The 17548-nt window shown below is 59.2% G+C and carries 17 protein-coding genes and 1 pseudogene; 12 read left to right on the plus strand and 6 right to left on the minus strand.

Annotated features, from left to right (window positions below):
* Positions 1–258 (minus strand): helix-turn-helix domain-containing protein (locus SYN60AY4M2_RS13210; protein ID WP_143597331.1); only part of this gene is annotated, 258 nt, incomplete at its 3' end.
* 64 nt (positions 259–322) lie between these two features.
* On the opposite strand from SYN60AY4M2_RS13210, the gene SYN60AY4M2_RS13215 reads away from it, so the two are divergent.
* Positions 323–1846 carry a mechanosensitive ion channel gene (locus SYN60AY4M2_RS13215; RefSeq protein WP_240527861.1) on the plus strand — a complete coding sequence of 508 codons (1524 nt, stop codon included), beginning with the start codon at positions 323–325 and terminating at the stop codon, positions 1844–1846.
* A 109-nt stretch (positions 1847–1955) separates the two neighbouring features.
* On the opposite strand, the gene cydB is transcribed toward SYN60AY4M2_RS13215, so the two are convergent.
* Together cydB and SYN60AY4M2_RS13225 are read right to left on the minus strand one after the other, a co-directional pair.
* Positions 1956–3005, minus strand: a complete 1050-nt coding sequence (gene cydB, locus SYN60AY4M2_RS13220) for a cytochrome d ubiquinol oxidase subunit II (protein WP_099813124.1) — start codon at positions 3003–3005, stop codon at positions 1956–1958.
* Between the two features lie 161 nt (positions 3006–3166).
* Complete coding sequence (locus tag SYN60AY4M2_RS13225; protein ID WP_099813125.1) at positions 3167–4600, minus strand: cytochrome ubiquinol oxidase subunit I; 1434 nt, start codon at positions 4598–4600, stop codon at positions 3167–3169.
* Positions 4601–5057: 457 nt separating this feature from the next.
* Here SYN60AY4M2_RS13225 and mfd point away from each other — a divergent pair, with 457 nt between their 5' ends.
* The 3 genes from mfd to SYN60AY4M2_RS13240 are packed head-to-tail and all read left to right on the plus strand — an operon-like array spanning position 5058 to position 10304.
* Positions 5058–8486 (plus strand): transcription-repair coupling factor, encoded by a 3429-nt coding sequence (mfd, locus tag SYN60AY4M2_RS13230; RefSeq protein ID WP_240527899.1) that lies wholly within the window; start codon positions 5058–5060, stop codon positions 8484–8486.
* Between the two features lie 46 nt (positions 8487–8532).
* Positions 8533–9525, plus strand: coding sequence for an ABC transporter ATP-binding protein (locus tag SYN60AY4M2_RS13235; RefSeq protein WP_228375236.1), 993 nt, complete (start codon positions 8533–8535; stop codon positions 9523–9525).
* Positions 9522–10304, plus strand: coding sequence for an ABC transporter permease (locus tag SYN60AY4M2_RS13240; protein ID WP_011430591.1), 783 nt, complete (start codon positions 9522–9524; stop codon positions 10302–10304). The genes SYN60AY4M2_RS13235 and SYN60AY4M2_RS13240 overlap by 4 nt, the downstream gene beginning before the upstream one ends.
* A gap of 7 nt (positions 10305–10311) precedes the next feature.
* On the opposite strand, the gene SYN60AY4M2_RS13245 is transcribed toward SYN60AY4M2_RS13240, so the two are convergent.
* Entirely contained in the window at positions 10312–10839 is a 528-nt protein-coding gene (locus SYN60AY4M2_RS13245) for an NINE protein (RefSeq protein ID WP_099813127.1), read from the minus strand.
* A gap of 208 nt (positions 10840–11047) precedes the next feature.
* On the opposite strand from SYN60AY4M2_RS13245, the gene SYN60AY4M2_RS13250 reads away from it, so the two are divergent.
* Positions 11048–11323 (plus strand): hypothetical protein, encoded by a 276-nt coding sequence (locus SYN60AY4M2_RS13250; protein WP_099813128.1) that lies wholly within the window; start codon positions 11048–11050, stop codon positions 11321–11323.
* Positions 11324–11332: 9 nt separating this feature from the next.
* Here SYN60AY4M2_RS13250 and SYN60AY4M2_RS13255 read toward each other — a convergent pair whose 3' ends face one another.
* Together SYN60AY4M2_RS13255 and SYN60AY4M2_RS13260 are read right to left on the minus strand one after the other, a co-directional pair.
* Positions 11333–11854 carry a MarR family transcriptional regulator gene (locus tag SYN60AY4M2_RS13255; RefSeq protein ID WP_228375232.1) on the minus strand — a complete coding sequence of 174 codons (522 nt, stop codon included), beginning with the start codon at positions 11852–11854 and terminating at the stop codon, positions 11333–11335.
* 329 nt (positions 11855–12183) lie between these two features.
* Positions 12184–13267: pseudogene (locus SYN60AY4M2_RS13260) on the minus strand (transposase).
* Positions 13268–13436: 169 nt separating this feature from the next.
* Here SYN60AY4M2_RS13260 and SYN60AY4M2_RS13265 point away from each other — a divergent pair.
* The 7 genes from SYN60AY4M2_RS13265 to SYN60AY4M2_RS13295 are packed head-to-tail and all read left to right on the plus strand — an operon-like array spanning position 13437 to position 17374.
* A complete protein-coding gene (locus SYN60AY4M2_RS13265) occupies positions 13437–13775 on the plus strand; it encodes a cation:proton antiporter subunit C (protein WP_011430587.1) in 339 nt (112 codons plus the stop codon).
* Positions 13768–15258, plus strand: a complete 1491-nt coding sequence (locus SYN60AY4M2_RS13270) for a cation:proton antiporter (RefSeq protein ID WP_099813129.1) — start codon at positions 13768–13770, stop codon at positions 15256–15258. Before SYN60AY4M2_RS13265 ends, SYN60AY4M2_RS13270 begins: the two co-directional genes overlap by 8 nt.
* On the plus strand, positions 15242–15646 hold the full coding sequence (locus tag SYN60AY4M2_RS13275; RefSeq protein ID WP_041438403.1) for a Na+/H+ antiporter subunit E: 405 nt from the start codon (positions 15242–15244) through the stop codon (positions 15644–15646). Before SYN60AY4M2_RS13270 ends, SYN60AY4M2_RS13275 begins: the two co-directional genes overlap by 17 nt.
* Positions 15643–15894 carry a hypothetical protein gene (locus tag SYN60AY4M2_RS13280; RefSeq protein WP_011430584.1) on the plus strand — a complete coding sequence of 84 codons (252 nt, stop codon included), beginning with the start codon at positions 15643–15645 and terminating at the stop codon, positions 15892–15894. Before SYN60AY4M2_RS13275 ends, SYN60AY4M2_RS13280 begins: the two co-directional genes overlap by 4 nt.
* Positions 15895–15905: 11 nt before the next feature.
* Positions 15906–16187, plus strand: a complete 282-nt coding sequence (locus SYN60AY4M2_RS13285; RefSeq protein WP_011430583.1) for a monovalent cation/H(+) antiporter subunit G — start codon at positions 15906–15908, stop codon at positions 16185–16187.
* Positions 16188–16196: 9 nt separating this feature from the next.
* Positions 16197–16718: a DUF4040 domain-containing protein gene (locus tag SYN60AY4M2_RS13290; RefSeq protein ID WP_011430582.1), complete on the plus strand. Its 522-nt coding sequence runs from the start codon at positions 16197–16199 to the stop codon at positions 16716–16718.
* Positions 16715–17374, plus strand: a complete 660-nt coding sequence (locus SYN60AY4M2_RS13295) for a Na(+)/H(+) antiporter subunit B (RefSeq protein WP_011430581.1) — start codon at positions 16715–16717, stop codon at positions 17372–17374. The genes SYN60AY4M2_RS13290 and SYN60AY4M2_RS13295 overlap by 4 nt, the downstream gene beginning before the upstream one ends.
* Positions 17375–17548 lie beyond the last annotated feature (174 nt).

Below are 17548 nucleotides of genomic sequence, written 5' to 3' on the forward strand. Positions count from 1 at the left end.
TTGATACTGCCACAGGTAGAAGTCTGGGTGTTCTGTAATAATTGCCATCACTTCCTGCCGATGTTGTTCCAAAATGCCCACTCGCTTGGTGCCTGCTTTCTTAGGGGCTAAATCTTGAGTTTGTTGGTACTGACGCACCCAGCGGTGTACTGTTCTTTTGGTCACCATGAAGCGTTTAGCTACCTGGCGGATGGAGGTGTTACCTGCCTGGTAGGCTGCTACAACTCTTTGCCGCAAATCCAAAGAATGAGTCGGCATTCCTTTCTCTCCTTCCTCTTGAATACCTGTACCCCATTTTAAATTAAAAGGCTGTATCGACTTTATGCCCAATCTCCTGGCGGCGATTGGCATCTTAATTCTGGGTTGGATCGTGGCCAGAGCGGTGGCCTTTGGCGTTCGGGGGCTGCTCAAGCGGACGCAGCTCGATAACCGCTTGGCCGCTTGGATTATGGGCCAAAGGCCCGGCGAGAAGCTGCCGCAAACCGAGCGCTGGGTGGCTGCTGCGGTTTACTGGATCATCCTGGCTTTTGTGTTGGTGGCGGTGCTGAATGCCCTACAGCTTCAGGCCGTCTCCGAGCCGCTCAACAGGTTTTTGGGAGAAATTTTCGTCTATCTGCCGCGGCTGGGTGGAACCCTGGTGCTGCTGGGGGTGGGCTGGGCGGTGGCCACGGTTGCCCGGCTGGCGGTTATCCAAGGGCTGCGGCGCTTTAACTTGGACGAGCGGCTGGCTCAGCCCTTGCAACCGGAAGCAGGAGCAGAGGGGGCTCCAGAGGGAACGGCCGCTAAGCCAGAGGGGGGCGCTAACGAGGTCGCTCCTTTTCTCTTGAATGAAGCCTTGGGCGACGCGCTCTACTGGTTGGTTCTCCTGTTCTTCTTGCCGCTCATCCTGGATACGCTCAACCTGCGGGGGCCGCTGCAGCCGGTACAAAACCTGCTGGATCAAATCCTATCGATGGTGCCGCGCATTTTGGGAGCGGTGGTCATCGGTGTGGTGGGCTGGTTTTTGGCCCGCATCGTACGCGGCCTCATCTCCAATTTGCTAGCCGCAACGGGAGCCAACCGCTTGGGGGCACGCTTTGGCATTCCCCAGCTGGCCCAGACGGTGGGCACAGTGGCCTACGTCTTGGTGTTGATCCCGGCAGTGATTGCCGCCCTCAAGGCCCTGGAAATCCGGGCCATCTCCGATCCAGCGGTGGCGATGCTGGAGCAGGTGTTGCGGGCCATTCCCCGAATTGCAGGATCTGCTCTCATCCTGGCCGTGTTCTACTGGCTGGGGCAGTTTTTGGCTGGCTTGGTGACCCAGTTGCTGCAGGCAATCGGTTTCGACCGCTTGGCTGCCGGCCTTGGTTTGCCCTCGGCCCCTGCTCCTGAAGCTCCCGCCGCCGAAGGGGATCCCTCGGCGTTGGCGAAGCGGCGCACCCCCTCTGAGATTGCCGGCTTGGTGGTCTGGGTGGGCGTGGTCTTGTTCGGGGCGGTGCCGGCGGTGGAGTTGCTGCAGTTTGCCGCTTTGACCGACATCGTCCAGGGGCTGTTGCTGATTTCCGGTCGGGTGCTCATCGGCGCCCTGGTGTTCGGGATCGGCCTTTACCTGGCCAATTTGGCCCATTCCATGATCAAGAGCTTGGGCAACCCCTCCTCAGGGGTGCTGGCCCAGGCGGCGCGGGCGGCCATCCTGGTCTTTGTCGGCGCCATGGCCTTGCAGCAGATGGGCGTGGCCACCGATATCGTGGTGCTGGCCTTTGGCTTGGTGCTGGGCGCGATTGCCGTCGCGGTGGCCTTGGCTTTTGGCTTGGGAGGTCGCGATGTGGCTGCCGAGCAAATCCGGCAGTGGCTTAAGCGGGAGTGAAGTCTTGGAGACGGTTAACCCTGTCTAGCTTCCCAGAGCTGCAAGATAAAAGCCTGCCCCGCCTGGCAAAACGTCCGGCGGGGTTTCAATTGGATTGCGCTGAGACCTTTTAAGCTGCTTCCGGAACTTTGGCCTCTTCTGCTGCTGCTTCCTGCACCACAATTTTGCCGCGGAACACCACGTAGTTGTAGATGTTGTAGGACAAGATAACCGGGATCAAAAAGCCAATAAAGGTAAGCATAAACACCAGCGAACTGGGAGAAGCTGCTGCCTCGTAGATGGTGACGCTGGGAGGAATAATGTTGGGGAAAACCATAAACCCCAGGCCAATAAAAGAAAGGGCAAAGATGAGAAAGGTATAAACCAACACGCTAGTTTCTTCTCGCCGGCGCAGGCTGCGCAGCAACAGAGCCACCAACAAAAGCCCCAAAACGGGGATGGCAGCAAAGATATAGAAAAGAGGAGGCGAGAAAAGTTGGGAGCGCGCTTGCTCCGACATGATGGGGGTGCTGATGGTGATAAACACTGCCCCCAGCAACGTTGTCCAGGTGGCGATGGTTGCCGTTTTGTAGTAGGTTTTCTGGAGTTCCCCCGTGGTCTTCACAATTAAGTAGGCCGAGCCAACTAAGACATAGCCCTGAATCAGGGTGAGGGCCACCAACACTGTCCGCCAGGTCAGCCAATCCCAGGGGCTGCCGGCAAAGTGGCCGGCTTCGTCCACCCGGATCCCTTCGAAGACGCTGCCCAAGGCAAACCCCTGGCCCAGCGCCGCCAAAAAGCTACCCACCCCAAAGGCCAGGTTCCAGACCAGCTTGTTGTCGGCGTTTTCCCGAAACTCGAAGGAAACGGCCCGCAAGATCAGGCCCACCACCATGATCACCAGCGGCAGGTAGAGGGCGTTGAGAATGGTGGCGTAGGCGAGGGGGAAGGCCCCGAACAGGGATCCCCCCATCAGCACCAGCCAGGTCTCGTTGGCATCCCAAACATTGCCCAGGCTGGTCATGAGAATGCTGCGGCGCGTTTCGCTGGAGGCCGTCAGGGAGAGGATGCCCACTCCCAAGTCAAATCCATCCAGCAAGACATAAAGGAATAGGAATAGACCGAGGATAAAAAACCAGACTTGCGGCAAAAACTGCTGTAAAGGCTCGAAAGATTCCATCGTCCTTCTCTCCGCTTTGGGTATTTCCAACCAGTTCGAGACATTACCCCCCCTCGCCCTCTGGGAGAGGGGAATTGGAAATCGACGTAACCAACGGCTTGGCTGCTGTTTGGATAAGGAGCCTGCTGTGTCGCCTGGGTTCTGTTGGAGCTGCACCGGCGCTACCGAGCTTCCGCAGGACGGCGATCCGGCTCGTGGCTGGCAGGCTCGATCACGATCACCGGCTGGGTTGCCGGAACGGGGGCAGGCAGCTCCAGATTAGGCCCTTTGCGGATGATGCGGCTGCCAAAGTAAAGAGCGGCCACGAAAAACACCGTGTACAAGGCGCTCAGGCCGACCAAAGAAAACAGCACCTCTCCTGGCGGCAGCGGTGAAGCCGCTTCTGCGGTGCGCAGTTGCCCGTACACAATCCAGGGCTGCCGGCCCACACAGCGGACGATCCAACCGGTCTCCACGGCAATGTAGCCCAGCGGGCCAGCGAAGACCCAGGCCCACATCAGCCACTTCTGCTGGGAGAGGGCCTCCGCCGACAGCTTGCCCCTCAGCCACTGGATTAAGGTAACCCCCATAAGCCCGGCCAGAAAGAGGCCAATGGCCACCATCGTCCTAAAGGAGTAGTAGATCAGGCCAATCAGGTGAGGACGATTTTGCGGCTCCCAAGCCTTCAAACCATAAACCGGTCGATCCAGCCTGGGCTTAAACTCCAGCAGATAGCCCAGGGCACCAGGGATCTTCACCTCCCACTCGTTGCGCTCCTCTCGGTCGTTGGGCAAGGCCAACAGGCTCCAATCCGCCCGCTCGCCGGCGGGGATCGTCTCCCACTGCGCCTCCATGGCCGCCAGCTTGGCCGGTTGATAACGATACACTTGCTCCGCGCTCAAGTGGCCGATAAACACCTGCAAGGGGGCCACCACCAGAGCCATCGCCAGGACCACTTTGAGGGAACGGGAAAAAAACTCGCCATGCCGCCCCTTGAGGATGTACCAGGCACTGATGCCACCAACCACAAACAAAGAAGTCTCCAGGGTGGCAAAGAACATGTGGAGAAAGCTGTTGAGCATAAAGGGATTAAAAATGGCCTGCAGGTAGTCGCGCACCACAAATTTTCCATCGACAAATACCCCACCTGCCGGCGTCTGCAGCCAGGAGTTGGCCGTCAGGATCCAAAAGGTGGAGAGGTTGGCACCGAAGGCCACTAAGATTGTCGAGATCCAGTGAATGATCGGCGGCACGCGCTCCCAGCCAAAAAGCATGATCCCCAGGAAGCTGGCCTCCAGCATAAAGGCCATTGTGCCCTCAAACCCCAGGACGGTTCCAAAAAAGTCTCCCACTGCTTCCGAAAAAGGGGCCCAGTTCATGCCAAATTGAAAGGCCATCGGCAAGCCAGAGGCCACGCCAATGCCAAAGTTCAACACATAGATCTTCGACCAAAAACGGGCGTGGCGATAGTAATCGAGGTTGCGAGTCTTCAGCCAGAGCCCCTCAATAACCACAAGATAAATAGACATTCCTGTGGTTAAAACCGGCCACAGCATGTGAAAAATGGCCGTGAGGGCAAACTGGAGACGAGAAAGTGCAAGGGTATCTAGAAACATGATTGGCACCAAGTTTGGATGGGCGAATTCGACTTTTCCCGACAATCTCTGCTACAGCTTGTGCAGGCACATCCCTATGTAGGGGGGATATCTTCTCAGCTGCAGACATCCCTACCCATTTGAATGAGGCCGGGAAGGCTATCCTCTTTGTTCCTTCTTCTAAGATCGCATCTTGACCAAGACCATCGATGGGCTGCTCGATTCTAAAGGTTAACTTTAGGATCCTGAGAGGAGGGGTTCTCTTCGTGTAAAGCAGACTACAGAATAAACAGGGTTCTAAACTCGGCAGCCTAGGGATCCGCGTCCGGGCTCCCGAAATGGCTGGTGGAGAGGCGGGAGTAACGTCATGCAAACTGGCCGCAGAGCCTGCCAGAATTGGGATCCCGGCTTGAGTTGGCAGTGTGGGAGGAAAATGTCGTTTGTCCCGCTGGTGCACTTTCTCGCCCGATCGGGCTCGATGCAAGAGTTGGCCGCCCGCTTGAGATCGCGGCGGCGGGCTGCCATTCAGGGGGCAGGTCGGATCGCGAAGGGGCTAGTTGCCTCGGCTTTGGCCCAGCAGGAGGGAAGATCCCTGCTGGTGGTGACTGCCACTTTGGAAGAGGCGGGCCGCTGGACGGCCCAACTGGAGGGCATGGGCTGGGAGAGCGTGCAGCTTTATCCCACCTCCGAGGCTTCCCCTTACGAGCCGTTTGACCTGGAGCCGGAGCTGGTGTGGGGACAATTGCAGGTGCTGGCCGACTGTCTCCAGGGCAGAAAGGGCATGGCCATTGTGGCCACGGAGCGGGCCCTGCAACCCCACCTCCCCCCCCCAAAGGTGTTTCAGTCTTTCTGCCTCCGGCTGGAAGCCGGCGCGGAGCTGTCGCCGCAGCAGTTGGGGCAGCAGTTGACCCGGCTGGGCTATCAGCGGGTCAGCCTGGTGGAAAGTGAGGGTCAGTGGAGCCAAAGGGGCGATATTCTCGACGTTTTCCCGGTGGCCTGCGAGTGGCCGGTGCGCCTGGAGTGGTTTGGCAACGAGCTGGAGCGGCTGCGGGAGTTTGACCCGGTCAGCCAGCGCTCTCAAGACGGGATCCCCTCTGTCTGGCTGACCCCCACCGGCTATGGACCCATCCTCTGGCCGGCGCTCCAGGAAAAGATGGAGCAGCTTTCCCCCGCCCTGCGGCAGCAGCTAGCGCAGGGATCCGCCCCCCCTGAAGGCCTGCGCCGTTTTCTCGGCCTGCTCTACGATCCTCCGGCCAACCTGCTGAGCTACTTGGATCCCGATACTTTGATCCTGATCGACGAGCCGGAGCAGTGCCAGGCCCACAGCCGGCAGTGGCTAGACCACGCCCAAGAGCAGTGGCAGTTGGCCCAGGCTGCCGAGCCGGCTCTGCTCCCCTTCCACCGCCCCTTCGATCTCGAGGCCCCTGAATGGGATCCCTTCCCCCGCCTGTTGGCCCGCGCCTTTGCCAGCTCCGACCCCGCCGAATCCGCCGCCATCGACCTGAAAAGCCGGCCCGTTCCTACCATCCCCCACCAGTTTGGATCCCTGGCCAAAACCCTGCGCGAGTACCGCAAGCAGCAGTTGCAGGTGTGGATCCTCTCTGCCCAGCCCTCCCGCACCGTGGCCCTGCTGCAGGAACACGACTGCCCGGCCCAGTATGTGCCCAACCCCAAAGACTTCCCCGCCATCGAGCGCCAGCTCCAGTCCTACACGCCGGTGGCCCTGAAGTACTCCGGCTTGGCTGAGCTGGAGGGGTTCCTGCTGCCCACGCTGGGGTGGGTGGTGCTCACCGACCGCGAGTTTTTCGGCCAGCACAGCCTGGCCACCCCCACCTATGTGCGCAAGCGCCGCCAGGCCAGCTTCCGCCAGGTGGATCCCAACCTGCTCAAGCCGGGGGATTTTGTTGTCCACAAGGCCCATGGCATCGGCCAGTTCTTACGGCTGGAAAGCCTCACCATTGGCGGCGAAACCCGAGAATACCTGGTCATTCAATACAGCGATGGCTTGTTGCGGGTGGCTGCCGACCAGGTCAACTCCCTCTCGCGCTACCGGGCCAGTGGAGATGGGCCCCCTGCACTGCACAAAATGTCCGGCAGCACCTGGGAAAAGACCAAGCAAAAAGTCAAAAAGAGCCTGCGTAAAGTGGCCCTTGACCTGCTGCAGCTCTACGCCAAACGGGCCGAACAGGAGGGCTATGCCTTCCCGCCCGATTCTCCTTGGCAACAGGAGTTTGAGGAGTCTTTTCCCTATCCTCTAACACCGGATCAAATTCGCGCCGTCCAGGAGATCAAGCGGGATATGGAGTCTCCCCGCCCCATGGATCGGCTGCTGTGCGGGGATGTGGGTTTTGGCAAAACGGAAGTGGCCATCCGCGCCATTTTCAAAGCCGTAACCGCCGGCAAACAAGTTGCCCTTTTGGCGCCAACCACCATTCTCACTCAGCAGCACTACCACACCCTCAAAGAGCGCTTTGCCCCCTACCCCATTCAAGTGGGCCTGCTCAACCGCTTCCGCACTCCCGAAGAGAAAAAAGAGATCCTGGCCCGCCTCAAAAGTGGCGAACTCGATGTCATTGTGGGCACCCACCAACTTTTGGGCAAGGATGTGCAGTTTCGCGATTTGGGTCTTCTGGTCATTGACGAAGAACAGCGCTTTGGCGTCAACCAAAAAGAGAAAATTAAACTCCTCAAAACCCAGGTGGATGTGCTCACCCTTACGGCTACCCCCATTCCCCGCACGCTGTACATGGCTTTGTCGGGGTTGAGGGAAATGAGCCTGATCCAGACTCCCCCGCCCTCGCGGCGCCCGATTAAAACTCACCTTTCTCCCTACAATCCTGAGGTCATTCGCACGGCTATCCGCCAAGAGTTGGATCGCGGCGGGCAAGTCTTTTATGTGGTCAACCGCATTGAAGGGATCGAAGAGACCAGCGCCAAATTGCGGGAATGGGTGCCCGGTGCCCGCATTGCCATTGCCCATGGGCAGATGCCGGAAGGGGAGCTGGAAGCGACCATGCTAGCTTTTAACAACGGAGAAATCGATATCTTGGTCTGCACCACCATTATTGAATCCGGTTTAGATATTCCCCGTGTCAACACTATTTTGATCGAAAATGCCCAGGAGTTTGGTCTGGCTCAGCTTTACCAATTGCGAGGACGGGTGGGCCGGGCCGGGATCCAAGCTCATGCTTGGCTGTTCTACCGAGAAGATGGCATCCTCACCGAAGAGGCCCGCAAGCGCCTGCAGGCCATTCAGGAATTTACCCAACTGGGATCCGGCTATCAGTTGGCGCTGCGGGACATGGAAATTCGCGGCATTGGCAACCTCTTGGGAACTCAGCAATCCGGACAACTCAACGCGGTGGGCTTTGATCTCTACTTGGAGATGTTGCAAGAGGCGATTCGAGAAATTCGCGGCCAAGAGATCCCGCAGGTGGAAGACACGCAAATTGACCTCAATATAACGGCCATGATCCCGCAGAGCTATATCCCTGACGAAGATCAAAAGATGCAGGCCTATCGCCAATTGGCGGCTGCCGGCTCTCGGGTCGAACTGTTGCAAATTGCCCAGGAATGGCAGGATCGCTTTGGCCCCTTGCCCAAGCCCACCCAGGAGCTGCTGCGGGTGATGGAGCTGAAGATTTTGGCCCGCACGCTGGGCTTTTCCCGCATTAGGCCGGCCAAGGAGCATGTGCTTTTGGAAACCCCCATGGAGGAGCCGGCCTGGAACCGCCTCAAGGAAGCCCTGCCGGCCCATTTGCAGTCTCGCTTTGTCTATCAGCCGGGCAAGGTGACGGTGCGGGGCCTGGGAATGGTGCCTGCGGCCCAGCAACTGGACAACCTTTTGCAGTGGCTGGACAAAATGAGCTTGGCCCTGATGGAAGCCCGGATCCCAACAGCCACCTAGTCCTGGCTGCGGGGGGGCTGGGCTCTGCCGTGAGAAACTGGGATGGATGGCCGGCCCTTCTCGGGTGGAACTTTTGCACTCCCTTTTGCCTCGTGTTTGCCCCATGAAGGTTCTAGAAGCCCACCACCTTCAGAAAACCTACCGGCAGGGGGGCAAGGAGGTTCGGGCAGTGGTGGATGTCTCCCTGGCGATTGCGGCAGGGGAGATCCTGGCTTTTCTGGGGCCCAACGGGGCCGGCAAGACCACCACCATCAAGATGATCGCCGGGCTGATCCAGCCCGATGCCGGCAGCGTGCGCATCCTGGGGCGGGATCCCCACGCCGATCCGGGTGCGCTGGCCCAGGTGGGAGCGGTGCTGGAAGGCAATCGCAACCTCTACTGGCGGCTTACCCCCTTGCAAAACCTGGAGTACTTTGGCGTGCTGCGGGGGTTATCCCCCAGAACGGCTCGCCAACGGGGGGCAGAGCTGCTGGAGACCTTTGGCCTGGGGGAGAAGCGGGATGTTGCCGTGCAAACCCTTTCGCGGGGTATGCAGCAGAAGGTGGCCATTGCTGTTGCCCTTCTGCACCAGCCGGCTCTGCTGTTGCTGGATGAGCCTACCTTGGGGTTGGATGTAGAAGCCGCCCAAGCGGTGAAATCCTTGATCCGCCAAATTGCCGCTTCAGGTCGGGCCATTCTCCTCACCACCCACCAACTGGATATAGCCGAGGCGCTCTCAGACCAAGTGGCTGTGATCGAGCGGGGGATAATTATTGCCCAAGCTCCCACGCAGGAGATGATCCGGCAGTTTGCCGGCGCCGCCGGCTCTTACCGGATTGAGTTGGAGCAGAAGCTGGATCCCAGCCGGGCGGAACGCCTGGCCCAGCAAGGGGTGGAGATCCTGGGATCCCATCAGCTGCGCTTCAGCGGCTCCTCGGAGACTTTGTATCAGGTGCTGGAGATCCTCAAGCCCTTGCCCTTGCTCAGGATCAAGCGCGAGGAAGCGGATCTCACCCACATTTTCCTCAAGCTGTTGAAAAGGAGAAGGGAGCAGGGATGAGGCCACTGCTGTACCTATTTTGGGCCGAGCTGAAGCGGGCCTGGATCCAGTACATCCGCTATCCGGCAGAAGCCCTGGGCGGGATCCTGATCACCACTTTTTTCTTCTATGCCCTCTTTGCCGGCGCTCAGTATGTGGCGGGGCCGGCCTCGCAGTTTGGACAACGGCTGGATGCGGTGGTGATTGGCTATGTGCTCTGGACGCTGGTCATTTTTGTGGTCAACGACATTGCCCTCAACCTGCAGGTGGAAGCCCAGACAGGCACCTTGGAGCAGGTGTTGCTCTCGCCCTTTTCGGCGGCCACCCTGTTTTTGGCGCGGGCCTGCGCCAGCTTGGTGCTGCGCTTTTCAACCGTTGTCGTTATCTTGGGGATCATCCTGTTGCTTACCGGCAGCCGGCTGCACTTTCCCCCCACCCTGTTGTTGCCGTTGGCGAGCGTGGTGCTGGGGGCCTATGGCTTCTCGTTTTTGCTGGGATCCGCCGCCTTGATTTGGAAGCGCATCCAACAACTGTTGATCCTCAGCCAATTTGGCCTGCTGTTTCTGTTGGCCACCCCCACAGAAGAGTGGTCGGGATCCCTGAAGTGGCTGGGGCAGATGCTGCCCATGACGGCGGGGGCCGGCTTGCTGCGAGATGTGATGGTGCGGGAGGCGGGTTTGGATCCCTTGCGGCTGCTCATGGCTCTGGCCAGCGGCGTGTTCTACTTCGCCTTGGGGCTGCTGGCCTTTCGCCGGGCGATGCAGCTAGCCAAACAGCGCGGCATCCTGGGATCCCAGTAGGACGTTGTCAGAGGGAGCGTCGGTCGCCAGGGGAGCGCAACAGGTGAGGGAAGTGGTACTCCACGGCGCCGGTGGTTAGGTTGTTCTCGGGGGAGGCGATGCCCCGGCGGCTCAGCTCTCGCAGCGCCTTTTCAATCTCGTCAAAATCAGCAGGCAGTTCGATGGCGATCTCCGAGAGGGTGAGGATCCCCTGCCGCTGCTGCGCCAGCCGCAGGATCTCCCGCATCAAAGCCTGACCCTTCAAAGGCTGAGGCGGCGCCGAGACCCCCTTGGCGGGAGCCGGAGAGGGGCGGATCCCCTGCAAGACGGCCAGCTTGAAGTTGTGGTCGTCCACCATGCCTGGGATCAGAAACAGGTCGATCAACTGGCCAAAGCCCAAGAGCCCAAAGGTCAAAAGCCAGAGAAGGCCCGTCACAGTCTTGCCCAAGTAGAGGCGATGGACACCGCAGATGCCGAATATGCCCAGCGCCCAGAGGAGATAGGCAATACCGACCGATTTGGGCTCGGCGGGGAGCAGCAGGTAGCGAGAGCTCATAGGGACTCGTCCAGAAGAGGTAGGGCAGGTAACCCTAGTCTGCCATCTTTTGCGTTGGACAACCCTCCTTCCCCTGTCCTAAAAAGCAGGCCTGGATGTGGCTTCAAGCAGAAAAGAGCCTGAAAATGGGATCCAACCCTTCCATCTTGCAAAACTTCGTCACACTGAGGAAGCGGGGGTCACGCCTACCGAAGGCCAAGGAAGCTCGATGCTTGAGCCCATCTTGATCGGGTTGAGTGCTGTGCTCTGGGGCCTCCTCTGGGGCTACGCCACGCTGCTGGTCCTGCTGGTGAACTTCAAAGAACAGGGATCCGTTTACGCCTACCCCATGCAGGCCGTGCTGGATCGCTTTGTGGAATCGCTGGGGCTGGGCTGGCTTAAGGATCTACATGCCATGCAACTGCAGCCGCTGCGCCGGATTAGCTACGCCCTCTTTGCCGCCGTTACCCTGGGCGTCGTCTTGATGCTCTGGGTCTTGGGGTAAGAGGCCTCCTCAACAATCCTGGGTCTGCCCCCGAGGGAGATGGAAAATAGACTGCAGCTTTTTCAGGCAAGCCTGGATCTGGGCCATCTCTTCTGGATCCAACTTCTGAAAGCGCTCCTTTAGGTAGGCCACATGGGCCGGGAAAACCTGCTCAAACAGTTTTTCCCCCTCTTCGGTAAGCACGATCTTGAAGCAGCGGCGGTTTTCTGGGGGTACCTCGCGGCGCACCAACCCCTTCTGCTCCAGGCGATCCACGATCCCGGTCAGCGTCCCCTTGGTAACCAGTGTCTTCTGGGCCAGGACATTCATCGTCAGGCCGGGGGTGTTGCCGAGGGTTACCAACACGTCAAATTGGGGGGCAGTCAGCCCCATCTGCCGAATGTGAGCGCCGGCGTAATTTTCAAAGGCTTGGTAAGCCCGTGCCAGATCCCTCAGCAGCCCCAAAAAAGGCTCCCGCGCCGCCACCACCGAGGGCTTGAGGGCCTCGCCTTGGGGAAGCGGAGAGGACAGAGACTCAGCAGAACTGGGCATCGCTGCAGATCGTCGAACGAGACTAATCCATCCGACAAGAACAGTTTTGGCTTCATGATAGCCGACTGCAATATAGTCCTAATGCAAATTGACGGCCATTACACCAACTCCATGAAGCTATTCCATCCCAAGGCAGCGTACAAGAGCTCTCTCCATATCCAGAGGGGGCTTAGGGAAGCGGGGCGAAGACCGGAAACGGCCCAGTGTGTTTCCAGCTTATTTTCAGCGACCTCGAGCCTCAGCCCTGGGGATCCCGGCTGCGTCTGGGCGGATCCCTCGGACGAGATGTCGCCATCTGGCTGCTGCGGCTGCGGAAGTTGGATAGTAAACTACCCGACTCCGACCGCCCCCCTTCCCCCCGTATACGGGGGGATGTAGGGCGGCTGGTTTACAGCAGCCCCCAAAAGTGCAATGACATAGGCGCTACGCTTCGCTGATGCTAACGCTCCGTTGTAGTCTGCGTCCCACCACAACCTTCACCCCAGCCCGCAGCGCCTTGTAGTACACAAACTGCCTCAGTTGATAGAACGCCCAACTATTGGACCGCCGACGCTCGGTTTTGTTGCGCGGCTGTGAGTTGACACGCTCTCTGATTCCAGTGAGGTCTGCCCAGGCAATCGTGCTATCGGTCGCCTTTGCCCTGGAAACAATAGCCTTGGAGATGCAGGGATTGACCCAGGTTTGCAAGCGTCTCTCCTGACCAGACAGCCGTTGCAGCAGTTCCCGACATCTCCGCCGTGAACTGCGTCTGCCCTGACTGGCTTTTTGTTGGAGGATCGCTCTCAACCAGAAGTAGTGAAGTAGTGGTCTCTGACCTGGTTCAACGGCTGTCCATGCCAGTTATCCCCCTCTGAGGTGTGTGCAATGTCTTTTCTACCCAAGTCCACCCCCATGACCTTGGCGGTGTTTTGCGGCTCCGGCAGGTCATGCTCCACACAAATCTGGATGGAGTAAGAACCCTCTTTGCGTTTGACCACCGTGGCCGATTGGGGATTGGTGCCGGCCAGCATCCCTCGTTGATAGTTGCCGATGGACAGCTCCAACCGTTCCCGCCCCTCAACGGTGGTGAGCGATACTGTCCAGTCTTTCGCTCGGAAGGAGAAGATGCGGGCAGCGTAGGTCACGAAGCCCGCCTTGAAGGCTTTGACCGGACGGTTTTTTCTGGCTGGCAGTCTTGCGGGCAGATACCACCCATCTGCATACCTGTTGTGCCAGGTTGCTGGATAGGCCAAAGCGGGCACGGATGTCGCGGTAACCCAGAGATTGGAGCTTAAGGGCGTTGAGGATCTTCTCCGGCGTGTTTTGGTTGACCCAGTTCAAGGCCTGCACAAAGGCGTCCAGAGTCGCATCCAGCTTGGCGGCTTGGGAATTAGATACCTTGAGCTTGCAGGAGATGGTCAGGACTTGAGTCATGCTGTGATGGTACATCAACAGACCGCATTTCTCCCGTCACTGACCGGCCCGGCCCCCGGCCCCCCAGTCCCCCCGTATACGGGGGGGATATAGGGGGGTACGGAGCAGGGCTCCTGCGGCTTCTAGCTGAATGGAAAATCACCATCGAGGCTCAAACGGCAAGGTACCCATGGCACACGCTGCAATTATCCTTACGATCCTGCTGGGCTTTTGGGGAGTGGTGGTCAAGCGCAATCTGATCATGAAAATCTTGGCCATGGATGTGATGAGCACCGGGGTCATCGCCTTTTTTGTCATTTGGGCCGCCCGCACCGGCGTGTTCACTCCCATCTACAAGCCCTGGCGCCAGGTGGACTATGCCGACCCGGTTCCGCAAGGAATCATCCTCACGGCCATCGTCATCGGCCTGTCGGTACAAGCCCTGATGTTGGTGGGGGTGATGAAGCTGTCCCGCGATCATCCCACCTTGGAAGTGGAGAGTATTGAGCAGGCGGTAGCTGATGACTGAGCTGACGACCGAACCGACGTTGGTCTGGGTGGCACTGCCCTTTTGGCTGGCCTTTGCCACCTACTTGCTGCCGGCTTTGACCCGTCCCAGCCTGGTCATCATGGCTGGACTGACGATAGCCTACGCAGTGCAGCAGGGAGGCCTGCCAGGGGCAACTGCTGCGCCGTTGGAGCTCCAGTTGCTGGATCACTTCGGGGTGACGTTGCGGATCGATGGCAACGCCGCGGCCATGCTCCTGGCCCATGGCCTGGTCACCCTTGGGGTGGCCCTGTATTTGGATCGGCGCTTTGTGGGCAGCCGCTTTCTGGCCATGCAGTTGCTGATCGTCCACGGCAGCGCCAACGCCGTCGTCATCAGCGCTGACCTGATCAGCGTCTATGTGGCCCTGGAGGTGCTCAGCATCGGCGTGTTTTTGCTGCTCACCTACAGTCGCCGAGCAGAGTCCCAGCCGATCCTGGGGGAAAGCGCCCCGCACCGCTCTTGCGACCGTCAGCTCTGGGTGGGGCTGCGCTACCTGTTCATGAGCAATGTGGCCATGCTCCTCTACCTGGTGGGATCCATGCTGGTCTATGTGCGCACCGGATCCCTGGCGATGAGCGGCTTGGCCCTGGCCGACCCCACGGCTCTTGCCTTGATTGCCGTTGGCCTTCTGGCCAAGGGGGCAGTCTTCGTCGCCGGCCTGTGGCTGCCCCTCACCTACGCCACTGCCGATCCTGTCATTGCGGCGGTGCTCAGCGGTTTTACTACAAAAGCAGGCGCCATGGCCCTTGTGCGCTGCAGCGAGTTCTCGCCCGTCTTGGCGCAGGGGCTGCCCTACTTCAGCGCAGGCGCGGCGGTCTTTGGGATCCTTCTGGCTTTGATGGCCAGCACGCCCCAGCGCCTTTTGGCCTGGAGCTCGGTGTCGCAGATGGGATTTGTCATCGCTGCACCCCAGTGGGCGGGTTTGTACGGCCTGGCCCATGGGCTGGCGAAGCCCTTGTTGTTTGTCGGGGCTGCGATAACCAATCGCTGGCGCTGGTCGCTGCTGATCTTGGGGACGGCCTCGCTGGCGGGGGTGCCCGGCACTTTGGGCTATGCAGCCAAGGCCCTTAGCTTGTCAGCTCTGGATCCCTGGCACGAGTGGCTGCTGGTGGGGGTTACTGTCGGCACCACCTGCATAGCCGTGCGGGTGCTGCGAGCTTTTCCTTCTCAAACAAACGGGGACACTACCCCGGCAGCCGGTTGGCCAGACAAGGTGGCCCTAGTCCTTTGGGGCGGGGGCTTGCTCTGGTTCTGGCTGCCAGCGGCCTATGACGTCGATAATCTCATCAAGGCGTTCCTTAGCTTGGGCCTCGGGATCCCGCTGGGCTGGTTTTGGGAGCGAATTCCTGTGAAGGGATGGCGTCTGGATGAAGGGCTAGAGGCAGTGGTGGGCGGCTTGAGCGTGGTGTTGGTGCTGGCCTGGATTCTGCTAAGTGGAGTGAACCATGTGGCGCTACCCTGAGTTGGGCTTGCTGGAAATTGGCCTGCGGCTTTTGATTTGGTTTTTGCTGACGGGTAATCTGAGTTGGGACAATGTGGCCATCGGGGTGGCGGCGACGCTGCTGCTGCCTCGGCAGGCCTCTGCGCCGGTGCGGTGGCGGGATTGGGGGCGGGTGCTCAGGGAGATCGTTTTCGCCGTTCCGAAAGCTTACTGGGAGGCCTTTGAGATGATCCTCAGACCCCACACCGTAGAGGAGGTTGTATACAAACAAACTCTCCCCAATCGTTCGGCGGGACTAGTGTTTCTCGACATCTTTTTGATTACTTTTACGCCCAAAACCATTGTGCTCAATTGCGATGCCCAAGGCACCTACGAGGTGCATCTGCTCAAGCCGCGGGAGGAGGCGTGAATCTACTGCTGTTTCTGCTGACTTTGACCCTATGCCTGCCGCTGTATGCCGCCTGGCTGAAGGAGGATATTTGGCAGACGATGCTGGCTTTTGCCAGCTTATCGACCAAGACGGCCATCCTGGTTTTGGTGGTATCTGTGGTGCGGGATGACTGGATGATCGGGATTGTGGGGGTCTTGATTTTGTCGGTGGGCAATGCAGCCCTAATGCTGCTGGCCCACGTGCTCAAGCGCTTGGAAATGCTTTAAGGGGAATCAACATGGAAGTTTTGGTGGAGGCTCTCAGCTATCTTCTGTTTGGGATCGGGGTGCTGTTTTGGCTGTGGGGAACAGCGCCGCTCCTTGGGGATCGCTCGATTTTGTTTAAGCTGCACGGCCTTTCGGTGTCGGACACGCTGGGATCCATGAGCATCATGCTGGGGCTGTTGCTGCGGATCCCAAGGGAGTGGCCTCTGCTGGTGTTGGCCCTGATTTCCTTGGCCATTTGGAACACCATCTTGGGCTATGTGCTGGCCTTTTGCTCGCAGCGCAAGTCCCTATAGGAGGACAGGATGGAAGAGACTTTGTTGCTGGTGATCGCCCTGCTGTTGCCCTTGACGGCTGCCTTGGTGGTGACCCAGACCAATCCCTATCATGCCTTGGTGATGCGCGGCATTCTGGGATCCATCGCTGCTCTGATCTATGCCTTGTTTGGGGCGGCGGATGTGGCGCTTACTGAGGCGCTGGTGGGCACCATGCTGTCCATTACGCTCTATGCCATCGCGGTGCGTTCCTCGTTGAGTATGCGCTTGGGCGTTCTCGAAGACAGTCCTCTGTTGGCGGCCAGGACCTCAGCAGCACAGCAGTTGTTACAGCAGATGCGCCAAGGGCTACAGCAGTACCACATGCGTCTGGAGTTGGCCGTCTATGGAAGTGCAGAGGCGTTGTTGGCTGCCCTTCACAGCCGGGAGGTGCACACCATTGCCCTTGAGCCCGATGAGGAGGTGGCAGAGTATCGCTTGGTAACGCGCGTGCCCCGCCTGCAGGCCATCTTGACGCAACAAGCCCTGCTTTCTGAGGTCCTCCTGCCATGAGGTGGTTGTACGGGGTGGCGGCGCTGCTGGCAGCCTTGCAGCTCATGGTTGCCGACGCGGGAGCTGTTTCTCCTGCCTTTGAGCCTGTGGCGGTTCTGGCCGGAGAAAGCGGCGTGCCCAATACGGTGACGGGCTTGATCCTGCGCAACCGCCTTTACGACACCGTCTTTGAAGTCGTCGTGTTTTCTACGGCCATTCTGGGCGCGCAGTACCTGCTGGCGGATGAGCGACCGACGGCCAATGTAGCTCAGTTTACCGATATTCCCTCAATTGTGTTGGCGCGGGTGGGGGCCACCATCTCCGCTCTGATTGGGGTGGAGCTGGCCATTCGGGGTCACCTGACGCCGGGCGGGGGGTTTGCTGCCGGCGTGGCGGGAGGAACGGCGATTGGCTTGGTGGCGATCACCGCCTCTTCGACCTGGATGGAGGCCATCTACAAGCGGTGGCAAGCCGCGATGTGGGAGAAGCTGTCGGTGGTGACGTTTATCGGGGTGGCTGTAATCGCCCTGGCCGGTTGGGAACTACCCAAGGGCGAGCTGGGGGCACTTTTTAGCGGCGGCTGGATCCCAATCCTCAACATTTTGGTGGCCATCAAGGTGGCGCTGGGATCCTGGGCGGCGATTTTAATTTTTATTCGCTACCGCGGCTTGTTATGAAGGCTCGAACGGGTTGATAACGCTCGTGTCAAGCCAATACATCGTGGGCGGTGTTATCTTCTTGCATCCGCTCGAAGTCCGAATCTTCACCAATGTTTGGGATCGATCCGAGCACTTGGCAAAGGACTTTTTTGCAAGTTGGAGTAAGACTTGCTTGAGGATTTTGCGATGTTC

Origin of the sequence: Synechococcus sp. 60AY4M2 (assembly GCF_002760375.1) — a bacterium.
Taxonomy (GTDB): Bacteria; Cyanobacteriota; Cyanobacteriia; order Thermostichales; family Thermostichaceae; genus Thermostichus.